The sequence below is a fragment of the Tenacibaculum soleae genome (assembly GCF_001693415.1).
In the GTDB taxonomy this organism is placed as follows: domain Bacteria; phylum Bacteroidota; class Bacteroidia; order Flavobacteriales; family Flavobacteriaceae; genus Polaribacter; species Polaribacter soleae.
The window spans coordinates 672077-692483 of sequence record NZ_MAKX01000001.1 but is presented as its reverse complement, the minus strand read 5'-3'; the positions used below and the strand labels follow the sequence as shown (position 1 = coordinate 692483).

Annotated in this window: 15 protein-coding genes; 10 read left to right on the top strand and 5 right to left on the bottom strand. The window is 30.8% G+C overall.

The features are described 5' to 3' along the window. The first annotated feature begins 8 nt into the window (after window positions 1–8). The gene (gene glmS / locus BA195_RS03100; RefSeq protein WP_068702335.1) at window positions 9–1865 is read left to right on the top strand and encodes a glutamine--fructose-6-phosphate transaminase (isomerizing); all 1857 of its coding nucleotides are present in this window, start codon (window positions 9–11) and stop codon (window positions 1863–1865) included. Window positions 1866–1918: 53 nt separating this feature from the next. Here the strand turns inward: glmS and BA195_RS03095 are convergent, their stop codons facing one another. Next, the gene (locus BA195_RS03095) at window positions 1919–2869 is read right to left on the bottom strand and encodes an endonuclease/exonuclease/phosphatase family protein (protein ID WP_068702333.1); all 951 of its coding nucleotides are present in this window, start codon (window positions 2867–2869) and stop codon (window positions 1919–1921) included. Between the two features lie 351 nt (window positions 2870–3220). Between BA195_RS03095 and BA195_RS03090 the strand changes: the two genes are divergently transcribed. Further along, entirely contained in the window at window positions 3221–3550 is a 330-nt protein-coding gene (locus tag BA195_RS03090) for a hypothetical protein (RefSeq protein ID WP_068702331.1), read from the top strand. Between the two features lie 72 nt (window positions 3551–3622). On the opposite strand, the gene gdhA is transcribed toward BA195_RS03090, so the two are convergent. Continuing rightward, on the bottom strand, window positions 3623–4966 hold the full coding sequence (gdhA, locus tag BA195_RS03085; RefSeq protein WP_068702329.1) for an NADP-specific glutamate dehydrogenase: 1344 nt from the start codon (window positions 4964–4966) through the stop codon (window positions 3623–3625). A gap of 220 nt (window positions 4967–5186) precedes the next feature. Between gdhA and pheS the strand changes: the two genes are divergently transcribed. The 3 genes from pheS (at window position 5187) to BA195_RS03070 (ending at window position 8161) form a co-directional block, all read left to right on the top strand. Continuing rightward, a complete protein-coding gene (pheS, locus tag BA195_RS03080; RefSeq protein ID WP_068702327.1) occupies window positions 5187–6206 on the top strand; it encodes a phenylalanine--tRNA ligase subunit alpha in 1020 nt (339 codons plus the stop codon). Window positions 6207–6264: 58 nt separating this feature from the next. Next, on the top strand, window positions 6265–6660 hold the full coding sequence (locus BA195_RS03075) for a hypothetical protein (protein WP_068702325.1): 396 nt from the start codon (window positions 6265–6267) through the stop codon (window positions 6658–6660). Window positions 6661–6793: 133 nt separating this feature from the next. After that, window positions 6794–8161, top strand: coding sequence for an alanine/glycine:cation symporter family protein (locus BA195_RS03070; RefSeq protein WP_068702323.1), 1368 nt, complete (start codon window positions 6794–6796; stop codon window positions 8159–8161). A gap of 383 nt (window positions 8162–8544) precedes the next feature. On the opposite strand, the gene BA195_RS03060 is transcribed toward BA195_RS03070, so the two are convergent. Then, a complete protein-coding gene (locus BA195_RS03060) occupies window positions 8545–8892 on the bottom strand; it encodes a HopJ type III effector protein (RefSeq protein ID WP_068702320.1) in 348 nt (115 codons plus the stop codon). Between the two features lie 325 nt (window positions 8893–9217). On the opposite strand from BA195_RS03060, the gene aspS reads away from it, so the two are divergent. The 4 genes from aspS to BA195_RS03040 all read left to right on the top strand — a co-directional run bounded on the left by aspS (window position 9218) and on the right by BA195_RS03040 (window position 16687). After that, the gene (aspS, locus tag BA195_RS03055; protein WP_068702318.1) at window positions 9218–10978 is read left to right on the top strand and encodes an aspartate--tRNA ligase; all 1761 of its coding nucleotides are present in this window, start codon (window positions 9218–9220) and stop codon (window positions 10976–10978) included. 167 nt (window positions 10979–11145) lie between these two features. Next, window positions 11146–13614 (top strand): DUF2339 domain-containing protein, encoded by a 2469-nt coding sequence (locus BA195_RS03050; protein ID WP_068702316.1) that lies wholly within the window; start codon window positions 11146–11148, stop codon window positions 13612–13614. Next, on the top strand, window positions 13604–14842 hold the full coding sequence (locus BA195_RS03045; protein WP_176714946.1) for a hypothetical protein: 1239 nt from the start codon (window positions 13604–13606) through the stop codon (window positions 14840–14842). The genes BA195_RS03050 and BA195_RS03045 overlap by 11 nt, the downstream gene beginning before the upstream one ends. A 69-nt stretch (window positions 14843–14911) precedes the next feature. After that, entirely contained in the window at window positions 14912–16687 is a 1776-nt protein-coding gene (locus BA195_RS03040) for a chloride channel protein (RefSeq protein ID WP_068702312.1), read from the top strand. On the opposite strand, the gene glpQ is transcribed toward BA195_RS03040, so the two are convergent. Next, window positions 16677–17678, bottom strand: a complete 1002-nt coding sequence (gene glpQ, locus BA195_RS03035) for a glycerophosphodiester phosphodiesterase (protein ID WP_068702310.1) — start codon at window positions 17676–17678, stop codon at window positions 16677–16679. The two genes, BA195_RS03040 and glpQ, sit on opposite strands and share 11 nt — an antisense overlap. Before the next feature lie 102 nt (window positions 17679–17780). Next, window positions 17781–18992, bottom strand: coding sequence for an aminotransferase class V-fold PLP-dependent enzyme (locus tag BA195_RS03030; RefSeq protein WP_068702308.1), 1212 nt, complete (start codon window positions 18990–18992; stop codon window positions 17781–17783). 89 nt (window positions 18993–19081) lie between these two features. Between BA195_RS03030 and BA195_RS03025 the strand changes: the two genes are divergently transcribed. Then, window positions 19082–20407 carry a serine hydrolase domain-containing protein gene (locus tag BA195_RS03025; protein ID WP_068702305.1) on the top strand — a complete coding sequence of 442 codons (1326 nt, stop codon included), beginning with the start codon at window positions 19082–19084 and terminating at the stop codon, window positions 20405–20407.

Below are 20407 nucleotides of genomic sequence, written 5' to 3'. Positions count from 1 at the left end.
CATTTATTATGTGTGGAATAACTGGTTACATTGGGCACAGAGAAGCCTATCCCGTTGTAATTAACGGATTAAAGCGCTTAGAATACAGAGGGTACGATAGTGCAGGAATTATGATTTATGATGGGGAAAAAGCGCATTTATCAAAAACAAAAGGGAAAGTTTCTGATTTAGAAACTATTATCGACAACGATGAAAAAAGAAAAAAAGGAACTATAGGTATCGGTCATACTAGATGGGCAACTCATGGCATTCCTAATGACTTGAACTCACATCCACATTTTTCACAATCAGGTAACTTAGTTATTGTTCATAACGGTATCATTGAAAATTACGCTACCATTAAAAAAGAATTAACCGAAAGAGGTTATGTATTTAATAGTGATACTGATACTGAAGTTTTGGTAAATTTAATTGAAGAGGTTAAAAAAACTGAAGGATGTAAATTAGGTAAAGCTGTTCAATTAGCATTAACAAATGTTATTGGTGCTTATGCTATTGCCGTTTTTGACAAAACAAAACCAAACGAATTAATTGTTGCACGTTTAGGAAGCCCTATTGCCATAGGTGTAGGTAAAAATAATGAAGAATTTTTTGTAGCTTCAGATGCCTCTCCTTTTATTGAATACACAAAAGATGCTATTTATTTAGAGGATGGTGAATTAGCTATCATCAAAAAAAACAAAGGCATTAAAGTTCATAAAATTGATAACGATAAAGAAATTGATGCTAATATCCAAGAACTTCAACTGAGCCTAGAGCAAATTGAAAAAGGTGGTTATGAACATTTCATGTTAAAAGAAATTTACGAGCAACCAAAAGCTATTATAGACACTTACAGAGGACGAATGCTACCTGACCAAGGTATTATTAAAATGGCTGGTGTTGATGACAATATTTCTAAATTTACAAGTGCTAACAGAATAATAATTGTTGCCTGTGGTACCTCATGGCACTCTGGCTTAATAGGAGAATATCTTTTTGAAGATATGGCACGTATTCCTGTAGAAGTAGAGTATGCTTCTGAGTTTAGATACAGAAATCCGATTATTAACGAAAACGATGTCGTAATTGCTATTTCTCAATCTGGTGAAACTGCTGACACCTTAGCTGCTATTAAATTAGCAAAATCGAAAGGTGCCTTTGTTTTTGGTATTTGTAACGTTGTAGGATCATCTATCGCTAGAGAAACGCACGCAGGTGCTTACACTCATGCGGGACCTGAAATTGGGGTTGCATCTACAAAAGCATTTACAACGCAAATAACTGTACTTACATTAATTGCTTTAAAGCTGGCACAAGCTAAAGGAACATTAGCTACATCTGCAGTAAATAAGTACTTACAAACAATGCAACAAATTCCTGCTCAAGTAGAACAATTACTTAAAACGGATGCACAAATTAAAGATATTGCAAATGTTTATAAAGACGCAAAAAATTGTTTGTATTTAGGTAGAGGATTTAACTTTCCTGTTGCTTTAGAAGGTGCTTTAAAACTAAAAGAAATTTCATACATACATGCTGAAGGATATCCTGCAGCCGAAATGAAACATGGCCCTATTGCTTTAATTGATGAAAATATGCCCATTTTTGTCATAGCAACTAGTAAAGGTCATTATGAAAAAGTGGTTAGTAATATTCAAGAAATAAAATCTAGGAGCGGTAAAATTATTGCTATCGTTACAGAAGGAGATACTACTGTAAAAGAAATTGCAGATCATGTAATCGAGATTCCTGATACTGAAGAAGCTTTTACACCGCTATTAACTACAATCCCTTTTCAATTGTTATCGTATCATATTGCGGTAATGTTAGATAAAAATGTAGATCAACCGAGAAATTTAGCAAAATCTGTTACTGTTGAATAAACAAACTAGTAATCTATAAAAAAAGCCAAGAAATATTTCTTGGCTTTTTTATTTTATTCTTTTTTAAAAGTAAGATATACAGGAAAATGATCTGAAAAACCTCCTTGATACCATGGACCAATGTAGGTTCTAAACGGACTGTTTTTAAATTTTCCTTTGTAAAAACGCATCCAATCTTTCTTAAAAATACCGGCTTTTATAAAACTATGACAACTCTTTTTGACATCAAAAAAATCTTTTGAAAAAATTATTTGATCAAACAAATGCCATTCTTTATAGAAAGTTAAACTTCCTTCTCCTTTTTTGAATAACACTTTCATTGGGTTATATAAATCATCACTTACTAGATAATCAGTAATACTTTCACTCGTGGGATCATCATTAAAATCGCCCATAATAATAAATTTAGCATTACTATCTTTCTTTTTTATAACATCTAAAACTTCGTGTACATGTATGGCTGCTTTGATACGTTTTTCTTTAGTTTCTACATCTCCATCTCTTCTTGAAGGCCAATGATTAACCAAAACATATATTAATTCTCCATTAAAATTACCTTTTACTACCAATAAATCACGTGTATAATCAATAGCACCTTCTTTATCTTTTAAATGTAACGAATATGTATCAGAAGTTATTACATTAAAGAAAGCTTCATTATAAAGCAATGCTACATCAATTCCTCTTTCATCTGGCGAATCATAATGCACATATTTATAATCATATTTTGATAAGTTCTTATGCTTTGTTAAATCCTTAACTACTTTTGCATTTTCAACCTCTGCTAATCCAATTAAAACAGGAGGAAAAGCAGATTGATTCATTCCTATCTGGCTAATAACTGATGTTACTTTTTTAATTTTATGTTTATATTTCTTGTAATCCCATTTACGTTTACTTAAGGGAGTAAAATCATCATCAGCAGTTTTGGAATTATTTTTCGTATCAAACAGATTTTCAACATTATAAAAAGCAATACTAATTGTATTTTTTCTTCTATTCATCAATTATTGCAATAAAATTAATCACTCGAAAATACGAAATATCAAAAGCTATAACATAAAACTAACTATAAAAATTAATGATTAGTTAAAAAAAACAATTTCAAAAAAATAAAAGATTAAAAAAATAACAAAATAATTAAAAATTATTCAAAATTATTCAAAATAAAATATGATTTATTTCTTTTTGATTAATGTTAACTCTTTGTAAACCAACAATAATAATTATTATTTTTTACCAAAAGAAAAGATTATCATAACACTAAAATACGAACATAAACAACTGTCATACAGTATATTTACAATGTAAAAAAATAAATCTAAAATCTTTATATAAACTCTAAATTTAAAAAAATGAAAAAGTTATTCGTATTAGTATTTGTTGCCTTTGTAAGCACTTCTGTATTTTCAACAAATGAAAATCCTGTAAAACAAGAAATAAGAACTAAAATAGTACAACTTTTAGGGAATCCTAATTTTTTGGTTGATGAAAAAGTTAAAACTACTGTAGATTTTCTGATAAACAAAAATGGTGAAATTGTTATTTTAAACGTTGATTGTAATACTCCGAAGATTCGTTACTACATAAAAAACAAATTAAACTACAAAACAATAAATAAAAATTTCAATGGTAAAAATACATTTTACAAAATGCCATTAGTAATAAAAAACGGATCTAAATAAAATTAGTTTTATAAATAAAAAAACTCATAGGTTAGTAGCCTATGAGTTTTTTTTATTTAACTTATTTAAGTTTTATACAACTCCTTGATCTAACATTGCGTCAGCAACTTTTACAAAACCAGCAACATTTGCTCCTTTTACATAATCAACAAAACCATTTTCATCAGTTCCGTATTCAACACAAGATGCATGAATATCGTTCATAATTTGGTTTAATTTTGCATCAACTTCTTCTCTAGTCCAGTTATAACGTAATGAGTTTTGGCTCATTTCTAAACCAGAAGTAGCTACTCCACCAGCATTTGATGCTTTTCCTGGAGCAAATAAAATTTTCGCTTCTAAAAATGCTTCAACAGCCTCTGGTGTAGATGGCATGTTTGCACCCTCAGCAACACAAATACATCCGTTAGCTAATAATGTTTTAGCTTCCTCTCCATTTAACTCATTTTGAGTTGCACATGGTAAAGCTACATCACATTTTGTTCCCCAAGGACGCTCGCCTTTAAAGAATTGTGCGTTTGGATATTTCTCTACATATTCATGGATTCGTCCTCTACGAACATTTTTAATCTCCATAACGTATGCTAATTTCTCAGCATCAATTCCGTCTGCATCATAAATATATCCTGATGAATCAGACATGGTAACAACTTTACCGCCTAATTCGGTTACTTTTTCAGTTGCATATTGCGCTACGTTTCCAGATCCTGAAACCGCAACAATTTTCCCTTCCAAAGAGTCTCCTTTAGTTTTTAACATGTTTTGTGCAAAATACACATCACCATAACCTGTTGCTTCTGGTCGTATTAAAGAACCACCCCAAGAGGCACCTTTTCCTGTTAAAACACCAACAAACTCGTTACGTAATTTTTTATACTGACCGAACATAAATCCGATTTCTCTTCCTCCAACACCAATATCACCTGCAGGAACATCAGTATTTGCACCAATATGACGGAATAACTCAGACATAAAAGCTTGACAGAAAGCCATCACTTCACGATCAGATTTTCCTTTTGGATTAAAATCAGAACCTCCTTTTCCTCCACCCATTGGTAAAGTTGTTAAAGAGTTTTTAAACACTTGTTCGAATCCTAAAAATTTTAAAATTGATAAGTTTACAGAAGGATGAAAACGTAAACCACCTTTATAAGGTCCAATAGCCGAGTTAAACTCAACTCTATAACCTCTATTTACTTGTGTTTCGCCGTTATCATCAACCCAAGGAACTCTAAACATTAAAGTTCTTTCTGGTTCAACCATTCTTTCAAGTAATTTTTTACCTTGATATTTTGGGTTATTTTCAATAAATGGAATTACAGTTTCTGCCACTTCGTGTACAGCTTGTAAAAATTCTGGTTCATTAGAATTACGTTCTTTCACGTAATCCATAAATGCATTTATTTTAGATTCCATAATTTTAATTATGTTGTATTATGATTTAAACAATTTTGTACCGCAAATATAATTAATTTACAATTTGTTAAATTTAAAAAAAACAATTATTTCACTATTTTTTTAAATTTCTAAAACGTTTTCGCTTATTTAAGCCTTATAGTCGATAACTCTTTATAAAACCAACATATTTTTCATTTAAAAATCATAAATTTGCATCCTAATTATTCCGAAAAATAAGATGTTAGATAAAGTAAAAGAATTGATTGGTGATGTAAAAGCTTTTCAAGCAACTTCAAAAGAAGAAGTGGAAGCTTTCAGAATAAAATACTTAGGTAGTAAAGGATTATTAAAAGATTTATTTGCCGAGTTTAAAAATGTAGACGCAGCAATGCGTAAAGATTTTGGACAAGCTTTAAACAACTTAAAAAAATCTGCCGAAACAAAAGTAATCGAATTAAATGATGTTTTAGAAAGTGCTGTTGAAGAAAACGGTATTTATGGCGATTTAACACGTCCTTCTGAACCAATTAAATTAGGCTCTCGTCATCCAATATCTTTAGTTAAAAACCAAATCATTGAGGTTTTTAACCGAATCGGATTTACTGTTTCTGAAGGGCCAGAAATTGAAGATGATTGGCATAACTTTACTGCATTAAACTTACCAGAATATCACCCAGCACGTGATATGCAGGATACTTTTTTTATTGATAAGAATCCTGATACTTTATTAAGAACACATACCTCATCGGTACAAGTTCGTTATATGGAAAATAACGAACCTCCAATTCGTACAATTTCGCCAGGACGTGTTTTTAGAAATGAAGATATTTCTGCACGTGCACACTGTATTTTTCATCAAGTAGAAGGTTTATATATTGATACCGATGTATCATTTGCAGATTTAAAACAAACGCTTTTATATTTTACTAAAGAGATGTTTGGTAAATCTAAGATTCGTTTACGTCCTTCTTATTTTCCATTTACAGAGCCAAGTGCCGAAGTTGATATTTACTGGGGATTAGAAACCGAAACAGATTACAGAATTACCAAAGGGACAGGTTGGTTAGAAATTATGGGCTGTGGTATGGTAGATCCTAATGTATTAAAAAACGCCAATATTGATCCAACAAAATATTCTGGATATGCCTTTGGAATGGGAATAGAGCGTATTGCCATGTTATTATATCAAATTCCTGATATTAGAATGTTTTACGAAAACGACAAACGTTTTTTAGAGCAATTTAAATCGGTAATTTAATAAAATTATATAAAGACGAAAGCTCAAAACTTTCGTCTTTCCTTTTAAACTAATTAGAATGAGAAAAGACATTCACGTACCTAAAGTTGAAAATGTAGAAATTGCCATCACTTTAGAAAAAAATCAAAACGACAACACCGATGAATGGTGTGTATACATCATCAATAAAAAAGAAGTTGATTTAGAAATGGTAGTTATTGTTTCTCAAGGATTTTCAGACACTAAAACAACCTCATTGTTTCGCAGAAAAATAGATATTCTTCCAGCAAATTCAGCTTCCAAATTCGAAATAATGCAACCCGAATTATTTGCTTTAGACAATCGTTTTCAAGTTACTTTTTTTGAGAACAATCAATTACACGACAAAACTTTTATCTTTCAAGAAGGCACAATACAAAAAGACTTTTTTAGAGATATTGATGTTTTAAATAGAAAAGGAGTTGTTTGTAAATAAATTTTAAAACATAAAAATGGCATTAAAAAGCTATTTTTAAAAATCATACAAAAAGAACGATAGTTGTTAATTAACCGCTATCGTTCTTTTTTTGAGGAAGCTTTAACTATTTTCGCTAAAATAAAAATATTTTATGTTTACAGATATTCAAAGTTTAGTTGCTGATTTTTCATCATGGATTTGGGGAATACCCTTATTAATATTACTAATCGGTGGCGGATTATGTTTATTTGTTTATTCAGGTTTGGTTCCTTTTAGATATATGGGACATGCCATTGCCATTTTAAGAGGTAGATACGACAAACACGATTCTCCTGGAGATTTATCGCATTACGAAGCTTTGTCATCTGCCATAGCCGCAACAGTAGGAATGGGAAATATTAGTGGTGTTGCCATTGCTATTGCTACCGGTGGTCCTGGAGCTATTTTTTGGATGTGGGTAAGCGCCTTTGTAGGGATGGCAACCAAATTTTTTACCTGTAGTTTAGCCATCATGTATCGCGGTAAAGATGAAGATGGAAATGCAAAAGGAGGACCAATGTATGTAATTACCGAGGGGTTAGGTAAAAAATGGAAACCTTTAGCCATATTTTTTGCAACAGCTGGTTTAGCAGGAACATTACCTGCCTTTCAAGCAAATCAATTAACCCAAACAATTATTGATGTTTTTAAAGTAAATCAATCCAATGAATTTACCGCTAAATTACTAATCGGATTAACAATTGCCATAATAGTGTCAATGGTAATTTTTGGCGGAATTCAACGAATAGGAAAAGTAGCCGGTAAATTAGTTCCCATAATGGTTGTTGTTTATTTACTTACTGTAATCGCTATTTTACTTTTAAAATTTGATAAAGTTCCTGGCATATTTTCACTAATATTTACCGATGCTTTTTCTGGAAAATCAGTTTTAGGTGGCGCCTTAGGAGCTCTAATAATTACCGGAGTAAAACGTGCTGCTTTTTCTAACGAAGCAGGTTTAGGAACCGCACCGATGATGCACGGAACCGCAAAAACCAAAGAACCAATTAGAGAAGGTTTAGTAGCCATGCTAGGCCCTGCAATTGACACCTTATTAGTTTGTACACTAACCGCCTTAGCAATTTTAGCCTCTGGCGTTTGGCAAAATTTTGACGGTAATGGTATTTCAATGACCTTAGCAGCCTTTGATGCTGTTTTACCTTACCATACCGGAAGTATAATTTTAACTATTTGCGTGTTAATATTCGCTTTTTCAACACTATTTACCTATTCTTTTTACGGTTATAGCTGTTTAAGCTTTTTAACCAGCGCCAAAACAGGAAAATATTACAACCACTTTTACATTTTAGTAATTGTAATTGCTTCTATTATTAAGTTAGATTTTGTTATCAATTTAATGGATAGTGCCTATGCTTTAATGGCAATACCAACCGTACTTTCTACCCTAATTCTAGCGCCAAAAGTTAAAAAAGCAGCTAGTTTATATTTCCAAAAATTAAAATCAGGCGCTTTTAACTAAGTATACTTTTTTCAACATAAAACAAAACACCTATTGTAATTTATGATAGGTGTTTTTTATCTTTTTGAAGCTATTTCCCGCTTTCCGCACTCGCTTTTTTCACTGCCGTTTTCGATACAAATTTTTCATACTTCAAAATTCACTCAAACTGACAGTAAAAAAGAGCTCAAACAAACGCTACAATCGGGGCTAGGCTTATTTATTGAATTTGGTAATTTATTCTTATTTCAATTACTATCAACTAAATCAACAACTAAAAAACGTCATGCTGAATTTATTTCAGCATCGCATCACTTTTACGAATCAAGGTGAAAATCTGAAATAAATTCAGGTTGACAGGTTTGTTATTGTTTTAAACAAAAAAAGAAAATCATGTTATGAGACTATACTTTCTCCACCAACGTTTCATCTTCAAAAACCAATCCTTCAAAGCCAGTATTCATAAAATTTCTAATATTTTGATGATCGGTTCCATTCGGGTTTTCTAAAACATCAATAAAATAATATTGCCCAAAACAAGCCAAGGTTTCTTCCTTCGTTAGCTGTTGTTTTACAGCAAAAGAAAACACTTTACACGAGCCCAAATTTTCAGCATCACTATTTTGCAAATCACCATTTTTAAAAGCTGTTGGCGTAAAAACATAGTTATTTTCAATAACACTCATCGTTTCTGAAAAAATAAGCTGTTTAGGGTTTTCTTTTAACTTGGTTACAAATTCTTTAATAGTCATTTTCGTATCTTTTTATTATAATAATTACAAAACCAATCACTTTTATACAAAGTAATTCAAATGCTGCAATCAAAACCAAGTCTGTTTATGTAGTATTAGTTACAAACCATACTTCTATCGTCATGCTGAATTTTTTCAGCATCGCAACACTTCGCAAAAATCAGTATAAGGATCTAAAACAAATTCAGATTGACGGACTCAATGCGATCTTTTATACCCAGTAATCTATCACAAAAAAACAATAGAAAAACTTAAAAAACTAAATAATAGTAATTTTTTACATACTAACAATTATCGTTAAATTTGCAAATCTAAATTTCAATAAATGTACAGAACGCATACTTGTGGCGAATTAAGAGCTTCGCACATTAATACTGAAGTAACCCTTTCTGGTTGGGTTCAAAAATCACGTGATAAAGGTTTTATGATTTGGGTAGATTTACGCGATCGTTACGGAATTACACAGCTAATTTTTGACGAAGAACGTACCTCTAAAGATTTAATGGAAAAAGCCAAAACGTTAGGACGTGAGTTTGTTGTTCAGGTTACAGGTACCGTTATTGAACGCGAATCTAAAAACAAAAACATTCCTACCGGTGAAGTAGAATTATTAGTTACCAGTTTAGAAATATTAAACGAAGCTAAATTACCACCTTTTACCATTGAAGATGAAACGGATGGTGGTGAAGATATCAGAATGAAATATCGTTATTTAGATATTCGTCGTAATCCTGTAAAAGATAGCTTAATCTTCCGTTCTAAAGTATCAATGGAAGTACGTAAGTATTTATCTGACAAAGGGTTTATTGATGTTGAAACACCATATTTAATCAAGTCAACTCCTGAAGGCGCAAGAGACTTTTTAGTGCCTTCGCGTATGAATGCAGGTCAGTTTTACGCATTACCACAATCGCCTCAAACATTCAAACAACTATTAATGGTTGGTGGAATGGATAAATACTTTCAGATTGTAAAGTGTTTTAGAGATGAAGATTTACGTGCCGATCGTCAACCAGAATTCACACAAATTGACTGTGAAATGGCATTTGTTGAGCAAGAAGATATTTTAAATATTTTTGAAGGATTAACACGTCATTTACTAAAAGAAATCAATGGTGTTGAAGTAGATAAGTTTCCTAGAATGTTGTTTGATGACGCCATGCGTTTATATGGAAATGACAAACCAGATATCCGTTTCGGAATGGAGTTTGGCGAGTTAAACGACGTTGCACAACAAAAAGAATTTAAGGTATTTAACGATGCAGAATTAGTAGTAGGAATCGCGGTTCCTGGTGCTGCATCATATACAAGAAAAGAAATAGATAAGTTAATTGATTGGGTACGCCGTCCGCAAGTTGGAGCTTTAGGAATGGTATATGTAAAATGTAATGAAGATGGTACTTTTAAATCGTCTGTAGATAAATTTTATGACCAAGAAGATTTAGCAAAATGGGCTGAAAAAACTGGCGCTAAAGCTGGTGATTTAATCTGTATTTTATCAGGAAATACCACTAAAGTACGTGGACAGCTATCTGCTTTACGTATGGAAATGGCAGAGCGTTTAGGTTTAAGAGATCCTAAGGTATTTGCTCCTCTTTGGGTAATTGACTTTCCGTTGTTAGAATTAGACGAAGAAACAGGTCATTACCACGCAATGCACCACCCGTTTACATCACCAAAACCAGGGCAATTAGAGTTGTTAGATACCAATCCAGGGGCTGTAAAAGCAAATGCATATGATTTAGTATTAAACGGTAACGAAATTGGTGGAGGTTCTATTCGTATTCACGATAAAGAAACACAAGCCATTATGTTTAAACATTTAGGCTTTACTGAAGAAGAAGCTAAAGAACAATTTGGTTTCTTAATGGACGCTTTTGAATACGGAGCACCACCACATGGAGGTTTAGCGTTTGGTTTAGATAGATTGGTTGCTATTTTAGGTGGGCAAGAAACCATTCGTGATTTTATTGCGTTCCCTAAAAACAATTCAGGCCGTGATGTAATGATTGATGCTCCGGCAACTATCGATAATCAGCAATTAAAAGACTTAAGTATTCAGTTAGACCTGCAAGAAGACAACTAAAATACTTGTTTTAAAACTAAAACATCAAGCTAAATCTATTTTAGCTTTTCATGATAAAAAAAACCTCAATCTATGTTAGATTGAGGTTTTTTTCTTTTAAAGAAGACACAATTATCAGTATCATTTTAAAAGTTTACATTTGATATAAAAATTCAAAAAGAAATTCTATGGAAGGTTTTTTATTTATAACACTCATTTTGTGTTTCTATTTTCTTAACAGAAATATAAACAACAAGTTTAAAGAGCAGAACTTAACTATTGAAGATTTAAAAAAAAGACTTCGTTTTTTACAAAATGAAGTACTCTCAAAAAGAACAGCTTCCGAAACAAAAGAAACTGTTGTTGTAGCCAAAGAACCTGTAAAACAAGAACCGACTAAGGAAGTAAAACATACTTCTATTGTTCCCGAAAAAAACATCCAAAAAACAATACAACCAGCTGTTGGTATTCCACAAAAACCAGCGCTAACGAAAACTCAAAAACAAGTTGTAAAACAAAAAGTTAAAACAGCGCCAAAAAAATCTTGGATCAAAAAGTTTAAAGAGAAAAATCCTGATTTAGAAAAGTTTATAGGTGAAAACTTAATTAATAAACTCGGAATTTTAATTTTAGTATTAGGTATTAGTTTCTTTGTTAAATATGCGATTGATAAAGATTGGATAAACGAACCTGCAAGAGTGGGTATTGGTATTTTATGTGGTTCACTTGTGATGGCCATTGCTCATAAATTAAAGAAAAACTATGCTTCTTTTAGCTCAGTTTTAGTTGCGGGTGCTATTAGTATCTTTTATTTTACTATTTACATTGCATTTCACGAATACCAGCTTTTTAGTCAAACTATTGCCTTTGTAATTATGTCACTAATTACGGCTTTTAGCACTTTGGTATCGGTTTCTTACAATCGTCAAGAATTAGCCGTTTTATCGTTAATTGGTGGTTTTGCAGCGCCTTTTATGCTAAGTACTGGCGAAGGAAGTTACATTGTTTTATTTACTTACATTGCTATTTTAAATATTGGTATTTTAGGAATTTCGTATTTTAAAAAGTGGAAAGTATCCACCATTTTAGCCTTTATTTTTACAACCCTTTTATTTACAAGTTGGTGTGCCATAAAAATAGGTGAGCCTTCATTTTCACATACAGGAGCCTTAGTATTTGCAACGCTATTTTATTTTATTTTTAGCATTATCGTCGTTTTAAACAATCTTAAAAACAAAGGTGTTTTCTCGGTAATAGAATACCTTATTTTAATTGCAAACACCTTTATTTTTTTCGGAATCGGAATCATTATTCTTGAAGATTTAAATTCAAACCTTACCGGATTATTTACTTTATTATTAGCGATTTATAACTTAGGATATGCTACAATTTTATATAAAAAATTCGGTTTAGATAAAAATGCGATCTACCTTTTAATTGGTTTGGCTCTTACCTTTGTTACCCTTACCATTCCTATCCAATTTGAAGGAAATCATATAACATTATTTTGGGCAGCAGAAGTTGTATTATTATTCTGGCTATCACAAAAATCAAAGATAAATTCTTTTAAAGTTGGTGCCATCATTGTACAAGTATTAACGCTTATTAGTTTACTACTAGATTGGGAAAAATACAGCTATTCGAAAGAACTGACTGTAATTTTTAACCCATTATTTATTGCAGGCTTTGTAGTAAGTATCTCTCTTTTCTTAACCTATTGGCTATTAAATAAAGAAAAGAGTATTGCTACAAAATCGTTTAAACTAAACCTTACGTTTTACAAAGCAGCTCTTTTAATAATTGCAATTATTATAACGTATTTTACAGGAATTTTAGAAACTAATTATCAAGCAGGGCAATTCTTAGAGAATAAATTTTCTATACGCTCTTTTTCGGTAACCTATCACTTTATTTTTGCTGCTTTTATACTCTACCTAGCATTATTCTTTAAAAAGAAAAGTATTTTAAAACTAACATTATCAATCGCTAGTATTTCTATACTGTTATACATTCTTTCATTTTACAAATATCCTGCGAATGAAATGATTGAAAATTTTGCTAGAAACACAAGCACTAAATATGCTTTTTATTTCCACTATATTATTTTAGGGTGTTTAGTGTATTTTGGGTATCAATTATTTAAAAAAACAAAAGCAGTATTTAATATAAGCCCAACAAAAAGCAAGTGGCTACCGTGGTTATTTGTTTTTGCAATTGTGTACACATTAAGTAATGAAATAATGATTCATGGTTTATATATTTCAAACACTGTTGATGTAACAGAATTGGCTGAAAAATTCCCAGAAACAGAAAACAATTTCTACACAAAGAAAAAATTCATAAAAAACGAAATAAAAGAAACCAAAGCACAAATTATTAAAATAGGTTACCCGATACTTTGGGGAATATTTTCTTTTATTTTTTTAATTATTGGAATAAAAAGACAGTGGAAGGTATTACGAGTAATAGCACTTTCGTTACTTGGTTTAACCATTGTAAAATTGTTTGTTTACGATATTAAAAATGTTTCAGAAACAGGAAAAATTGTTGCCTTTATATTACTTGGGGTCTTAATTTTAGTTATTTCCTTTGTGTATCAAAAAATTAAAAAATTAGTAGTTGATGAAGTATCCGAAAAAGAAAATAATGATGAATAAATATAACTTTTTAATAGCCTTCTTTATAGTTTTAACTAGTTTTAGTCAAAACTATAAAGGTACACTTAGCGTAATTGAAGAAGATGGATTGCATAAAATAATAGTTCCGCAAGAAGTACGTTCATCATGTAACGAAAACTTTAACTTTTTAAGAATTAAGGATGTTCAAAAAAATGAAGTTCCTTATGTTTTAATTTATAATAACGACAAGAAGTTTTCTACTTTTAAACCAATTAAAATTGCTTCTAAAAAAGTATTAAAAGACTCTATCACTTCTATTCTTCTCGAAAATAAAACGAGAAAAATACAAGATTATATTACACTACAAATAGCAAATACAAAAATCACAAAAAGGTATACTGTTTATGGTAGTGATGACGGAAAGGAATGGTTTGGCTTGGTTTCTAACAAAAGTTTGTCATATATAAATAAGCCTCAAAAAACGGCAACAGGAAAGGTGTTTTTAGAAAAAACAATTCATTTTCCTCTAAACACTTACACTTTTTTACGTATTGATTTTAATGATAAAGAATCATTACCTATCAACATTTTAAATGCTGGTATTTATGAGAGTAAATTTTATACTCAAAACCTCAGTAAAATATCAAACTATAAGCAAGAAATCGTTAGTATAAAAGAAAAGAAAGTTACACAACTTAAGTTTACAGCTACAAACAAGCATCGTATTAATAGTATTTCTTTTAAAATTACAGATGCTTTTTTTCTACGTAATGCAAAGTTAATTGTAAAGAAAACTCGAAAAGTAAAGAAGCGTGTAAAAACTTACAATCATGTTATTTCTCAATTTCAGTTAAACTCAAAAAGCAACAACACCTTTGTTTTTGATAATTTAAATGAAAAAGAATTCATCATAGAAATTGATAATCAAGATAATCCTTCTTTAACAATAGAAAATATACAACTATTACAAAAGCCAATATATCTTATTACCAGCTTAAAGCAAAAACAAGATTATGAAGTACTAATTAACAATACACTTTCTAAACCTTCTTACGATTTAGGTAATTTTATATCAAATAAAACAGTTGCTGTTGAAGAAGCTACTATTTTAAACTTTACTAAGATTGAAAAGAAAAAAGAGAAGGAAGAAGAAAAACCTTTTTGGGAAACTACATTATTTATGTGGATTTGTATTGTTCTTGGTAGTTTTATAGTTATTTATTTTGCTATAAGTTTAGTTAAAGATATTAGTAATCAAGAGAAATAATTAACCAATTACCAAACATTAAACACCTTTTCTCTATTTAGAAATAGGTGTTTTTCTTATATTTAAAGAATGCCTAAACCTAAAAACATATTTAAAAAAATACTAATTTGGAGATATAAACATATTTCTGAACGTCAGTTTGTATACGTTTTAAGTGTTTTAATTGGTTTTTTAGCAGGTATTGGAACACTCTTTTTAAAGAACATGACTTCCTTTTTTCAAACTATTTTAGAAGGAAAATTTATTAAAGACATTCATTATTACCTCTATTTTATCTTCCCAATTATTGGATTAATTTTAGTCTATTATATTAAAAAGAAATTTCTAAAAAAAGAAATTGGCCATGGTATTTCTACCACACTCCATGCTATCTCTAAACGAAGTGGAATTATAGAAAAATATAAAATTTATGCTTCAATAATTACCGCACCAATTACAGTTGGTTTTGGAGGTTCTGTTGGTTTACTTGGCCCTGCAATAAGTACAGGAGCTGCTTTAGGCTCAAGAGTATCGCAACTATTTCACATGAACCGAAAAACAAGAATGCTTTTAATTGGTTGTGCAACTGCTGGAGCTATGTCATCAATGTTTAAAGCACCCGTTGCTGCTATTATTTTCGCTATAGAAATATTTAGTCTAGATTTAGCCTTTGCTTCATTAGTTCCTTTATTACTAGCTTCTGTTGCAGCTGTAATTACTTCTTATTTCTTTTTTGAAAAAGATGCGCTACTAGGTTTTGAATTAGTAGATGCTTTTAAAATAAAGGATATTTTTTATTATGTTTTATTAGGTTTTTTTACGGGTTTAGTATCTGTCTATTTTTCAAAAATATATTTTCGAATTACTAATTTTTTTAAACGTATTAAAAAATCGGTTCATAAATTAATTTTTGGTGGAGTCGCAATTGGATTAATGTTATTTTTAATTCCACCCTTATATGGTGAGGGTTACGGATTAATTAATAATTTATTAGAAGGAAACACCTTAGCTGCTTTAAAAGACATTCCTTACAATGTAGATTTCGAAAATGTTTGGATTGTTATTATGTTTCTATTACTAATCACAGTATTTAAAGCTATTGCCATGACAACTACCTTTGCTGCTGGTGGCGTTGGAGGAATCTTTATTCCCACCTTAGTTATGGGAAGCGCTTTAGGAAACGTATCAGCGAAAATAATTAATCAATTAGGCGGTAGCGTATCAGAATCTAACTTTACTTTAATAGGAATGACGGGATTAATGGCAGGAGTATTACATGCTCCTTTAACTGCTATTTTCTTAATTGCTGAAATTACTGGCGGTTATGATTTATTTGTTCCGTTAATGTTAGTAGCTGCAATTTCGTTTGCTGTTACAAAATACTTTATATCAAACTCAATTTACACAGTAGAATTAGCAAAAAGAGGTGAGCTCATTACGCATGATAAAGATAAAAACGTGTTAATGATGATGACCATTAACAAACTAATAGAAACAAACTTTAAAGCGGTACACCCCGAAATGTTTTTAGGTGATATGCTAAAAAAAGCTGTTTCTAATTCTAATAGAAATATTTTTCCGGTAATTGAAAAAAACAAACAGTTTTTAGGAATTGTTTTATTAGATGATATTAGACCTATTATGTTTGATAGTGACATGTACGATAAAGTAACTGTTGAAACCTTTATGAGGAGTGCTCCATCAATTATACAACACGATGATTCTGTTGAAAAAGTAATGCAAAAATTTAAGGAAAGTGCCGCCTGGAATTTACCTGTTATAAAAAATGGTAAATATTTAGGCTTTATTTCTAAATCAAAACTACTATCAGCTTACCGAACAAAATTAATTGAGGTTACTTCTTAGCTAAAAACTGCACCATTTTATCAGGAAAATCTGTAAAACCTCCATCAATATTTGCTTCAAAAAATAACACTTCCATCATTTCATTAAATGAAGAAAATTCATCTAATTGATCTGCTCTAAAAGTATACGGATGCACTTTTAATCCTAATTTATGAGCATCACTAACTAACGTTGTAAATGTAAACTTACCATTTATTTTTTCATTTAAAATTTGCTTGTACCAAGGCCCAATTCCATCTGCATAGGTTGCAAAGTGCTTTAGTTCTTTCGTTTCTTCAGGAAACTCCATCAATTGCACTAAAAACAAATCTGATTGCAATTCAACTCTAACTCTTTCTAACTCTTTTGCATCAAAACATTGAAAAATACAGTTGTCGCTTTTTGTTTTATAACCATAATTTGAAAGAATATCTAAGGTGATTTTAGCAATATCTTTTCCGTTTTTATGATGAAACTCCGGATTTTTAATTTCTGGATAAATTCCTATATTTTTTTTGGTACTATAATTTAATCCTTGTATCAATTCAATTTCTTGTTGAAAAGAATGTAATTTAAAATTCCCATTTCCTTTCGGAAATCTTTTGGGATAAAACTGTTCTCTTGTTTTAGTATCAAATCGTTCAGTTACCTGTAACTTTTGTAACTCTTCAAATGTAAAATCAATTACATAATAACGATTATCGACTCTTTTCCTATCTGAAAATACCTCAGCAACATTGGTAACATCGTCTAAATAAATATCATGAATAACAATAGGCACATTATCTTTACTTAATACCAAATCTTGCTCAATAAAATTAGGATTCATAGCATAAGCCATCGCTTTAGCCTCCATAGAATGTTCTGGTAAATAGCCTGATGCTCCACGGTGCGCAATAACAATTTTGTTTAATTTCATCTTTTTATTTTCACTAATTTGACCATAACTTTTTAACGAAAGTAGCATTGCGACTAACAATAGTTTAAAAGTGCTATTTTTTAAGTTATTCATTTGATAAAAGTAAAAAAGTTTCTTAAGAAAAGCTTCATTTAATAAGCAAAAAACCTTCTATTTGACAAAATAGAAGGCATTTGTTTGTATGCTTTTTTATTTTTAACTCAACATCATTTTTGCTTTTTTTACAGCGGCTGCCAAAACATCTATTTCTTCTTTGGTATTATAAAAAGCAAAAGATGCTCTTACAGTACCCGGAATACAGTAAAAATTCATAATAGGTTGTGCACAATGATGACCAGTACGAACTGCTACTCCTAGTTTATCTAAGATAGAACCAATATCGTATGGATGAATTCCGTCTATATTAAAAGAAATTACAGATGCTTTATTGGTTGTTCCGTAAATTCTTAATCCCTCTATTTTTTCTAACTCCTGTGTTCCGTATGCTAATAATTCGTTTTCTTGTTTTGCTATACTTTCAAAACCGATAGTATTCATATAATCTATTGCTGCTCCAAAAGCAATTCCGCCACAAATATTTGGGGTTCCTGCTTCAAATTTATGAGGCAACCCTGCATAGGTTGTTTTTTCAAAAGTTACGGTTTCAATCATTTCACCTCCACCTTGATACGGTGGTAATAATTTTAACAACTCTTCTTTTCCATATAACAAACCAACACCTGTAGGTCCACACATTTTGTGCGCTGAAGCTACATAAAAATCAGCGTCTAATTCTTGAACATCAGGTTTTAAATGTGGTACAGCTTGTGCTCCATCAATTAAAACATAAGCTCCAAATTTATGTGCTGCGTGAATAATTTCTTTTATCGGGTTTATGGTTCCTAAAGCGTTTGATACGTGGTTACAAAAAACTAGTTTTGTTTTTGCATTTAATAATTCATGATACACATCCATTCGTAAGCCTCCATCTTCATCCATCGGAATTACTTTTAAAATAGCTCCTGTTTTTTCGCAAAGCATTTGCCAAGGAACAATATTTGAATGATGCTCTAAAGAAGAAACAATAACCTCATCACCTGCTTTTAAAATCGCTGCAAATCCTGACGCAACAATATTAATACTGTGTGTGGTTCCTGCTGTTAAAATAATCTCATACGAATGTTGGGCATTAAAGTGTTTTTGAACTTTAAGCCTTGCTTCTTCATACTTATCAGTTGCTTCTTGACTTAATGTGTGTACACCTCTATGAATATTAGCGTTATAATTAGCATAATAATCAACAATTGTGTCAATCACCACTTGCGGTGTTTGCGAAGTTGCTCCATTATCAAAATACACTAAATTTTTTCCGTGTACTTTTCTATTAAGAATAGGAAAATCAGCTCTAATTTTTTCTATATCAAACATAAAAACCAAATTTTAAACAAAGGTAATGCTTGCTTTTTAAATACAAACAGCAATCAATTAAATTCTTACATTTGCTTAAAACTGTTCTTATGAAAATTTTTAAAAGAATTCTCCTATTCATTATTATATTATTTGCTGTTGTTTTTTACTTTAACTACTCGAAATTAAATATTCTCGCTGGTTATTCTGCCAAAAACACAGCTTCATCAGTTTTTCTTGCAGATAGAACTTTAACTTTTACCGATAAAAAAGACAATAATTTTTCGCCTATAAACTTAACTTCTGACAAAATTAATGAGGAAGAAAAATCGGCAACAGGTTCAGTATTCGGTTTATTAAAAAGAAAAGCTGTTTACAGAGAAGGTTTAGGAGCTGTTTTAGTTAATGATGATTTTGATTTTCATAAAAAACCTTTGGTTCCTAAACGTACAAAACCAGATAATACTACCCCTTTCCCATACGGGAATGCAGAACAAAAAGATACTATTTTTGCAAATATTGATTACAAAAAACTAAACGAAACGATTAACACTATTTTTAACGATGTTAATAAAACTAGATCGGTTTTAGTGATATATAAAGATCAAATTATTGCCGAAAAATATAGCGAAGGATTTGATAAAAACTCAAAGCAACTAGGTTGGTCTATGACTAAAAGTATTGCAAGTACCATTGTTGGTATTTTACAATGCAAAGGTAAAATGCACGTAACAACTGATAATTTATTTGATGAATGGAAAGATGATGAGCGAAAAAACATTACGCTTCATAATTTATTACAAATGAATTCGGGCTTAGAATGGTTAGAAGATTACAACACCATTTCAGATGTTACCAAAATGCTTTTTCTTGAAAGAAACATGACACAGACTCAAGTTAACAAACCTTTAATAGGAAAATCAAACGAAACTTGGAACTACTCTTCTGGAACCACCAATTTAATTTCGGGCCTTATACGTAAACAATTTAATACACATCAAGAATATTTAGATTTCTGGTACAGTGCCTTAATCGATAAAATAGGAATGAACTCTATGCTTATTGAAACTGATATGGATGGAAATTATGTAGGTTCATCATACGGATGGGCTACCGCAAGAGATTGGGCTAAATTAGGATTACTGTACTTACATAATGGTGAGTGGAACGGTGAGCATCTTTTTGATAAAGATTGGGTAAAATATGCCACAACACCAACTCCAGGTTCTGATGGTTGGTACGGCGCTCAAATATGGTTAAATGCAGGAAATAGATATCCTGATGTACCTAAAAACATGTATTCATTTAATGGCTATAAAGGGCAAAATGTATTTATATTGCCAAATGAAAATTTAGTGGTAGTTCGTACCGGACTTACCAAAAACGCAGATATGAACACGCTTTTAAAAGGTATTATTTCTTCAATTAAAAACTAA

What these genes read in the sequence shown, in the direction of transcription:
- BA195_RS03030 (WP_068702308.1), bottom strand. Translation starts at nt 18,992, where the DNA reads ATGTTTGATATAGAAAAAATTAGAGCTGATTTTCCTATTCTTAATAGA.
- BA195_RS03050 (WP_068702316.1), top strand. Translation starts at nt 11,146, where the DNA reads ATGGAAGGTTTTTTATTTATAACACTCATTTTGTGTTTCTATTTTCTT.
- BA195_RS03025 (WP_068702305.1), top strand. Translation starts at nt 19,082, where the DNA reads ATGAAAATTTTTAAAAGAATTCTCCTATTCATTATTATATTATTTGCT.
- BA195_RS03045 (WP_176714946.1), top strand. Translation starts at nt 13,604, where the DNA reads ATGATGAATAAATATAACTTTTTAATAGCCTTCTTTATAGTTTTAACT.
- BA195_RS03075 (WP_068702325.1), top strand. Translation starts at nt 6,265, where the DNA reads ATGAGAAAAGACATTCACGTACCTAAAGTTGAAAATGTAGAAATTGCC.
- BA195_RS03040 (WP_068702312.1), top strand. Translation starts at nt 14,912, where the DNA reads ATGCCTAAACCTAAAAACATATTTAAAAAAATACTAATTTGGAGATAT.
- gdhA (WP_068702329.1), bottom strand. Translation starts at nt 4,966, where the DNA reads ATGGAATCTAAAATAAATGCATTTATGGATTACGTGAAAGAACGTAAT.
- BA195_RS03070 (WP_068702323.1), top strand. Translation starts at nt 6,794, where the DNA reads ATGTTTACAGATATTCAAAGTTTAGTTGCTGATTTTTCATCATGGATT.
- BA195_RS03090 (WP_068702331.1), top strand. Translation starts at nt 3,221, where the DNA reads ATGAAAAAGTTATTCGTATTAGTATTTGTTGCCTTTGTAAGCACTTCT.
- glpQ (WP_068702310.1), bottom strand. Translation starts at nt 17,678, where the DNA reads ATGAATAACTTAAAAAATAGCACTTTTAAACTATTGTTAGTCGCAATG.
- glmS (WP_068702335.1), top strand. Translation starts at nt 9, where the DNA reads ATGTGTGGAATAACTGGTTACATTGGGCACAGAGAAGCCTATCCCGTT.
- BA195_RS03095 (WP_068702333.1), bottom strand. Translation starts at nt 2,869, where the DNA reads ATGAATAGAAGAAAAAATACAATTAGTATTGCTTTTTATAATGTTGAA.
- BA195_RS03060 (WP_068702320.1), bottom strand. Translation starts at nt 8,892, where the DNA reads ATGACTATTAAAGAATTTGTAACCAAGTTAAAAGAAAACCCTAAACAG.
- aspS (WP_068702318.1), top strand. Translation starts at nt 9,218, where the DNA reads ATGTACAGAACGCATACTTGTGGCGAATTAAGAGCTTCGCACATTAAT.
- pheS (WP_068702327.1), top strand. Translation starts at nt 5,187, where the DNA reads ATGTTAGATAAAGTAAAAGAATTGATTGGTGATGTAAAAGCTTTTCAA.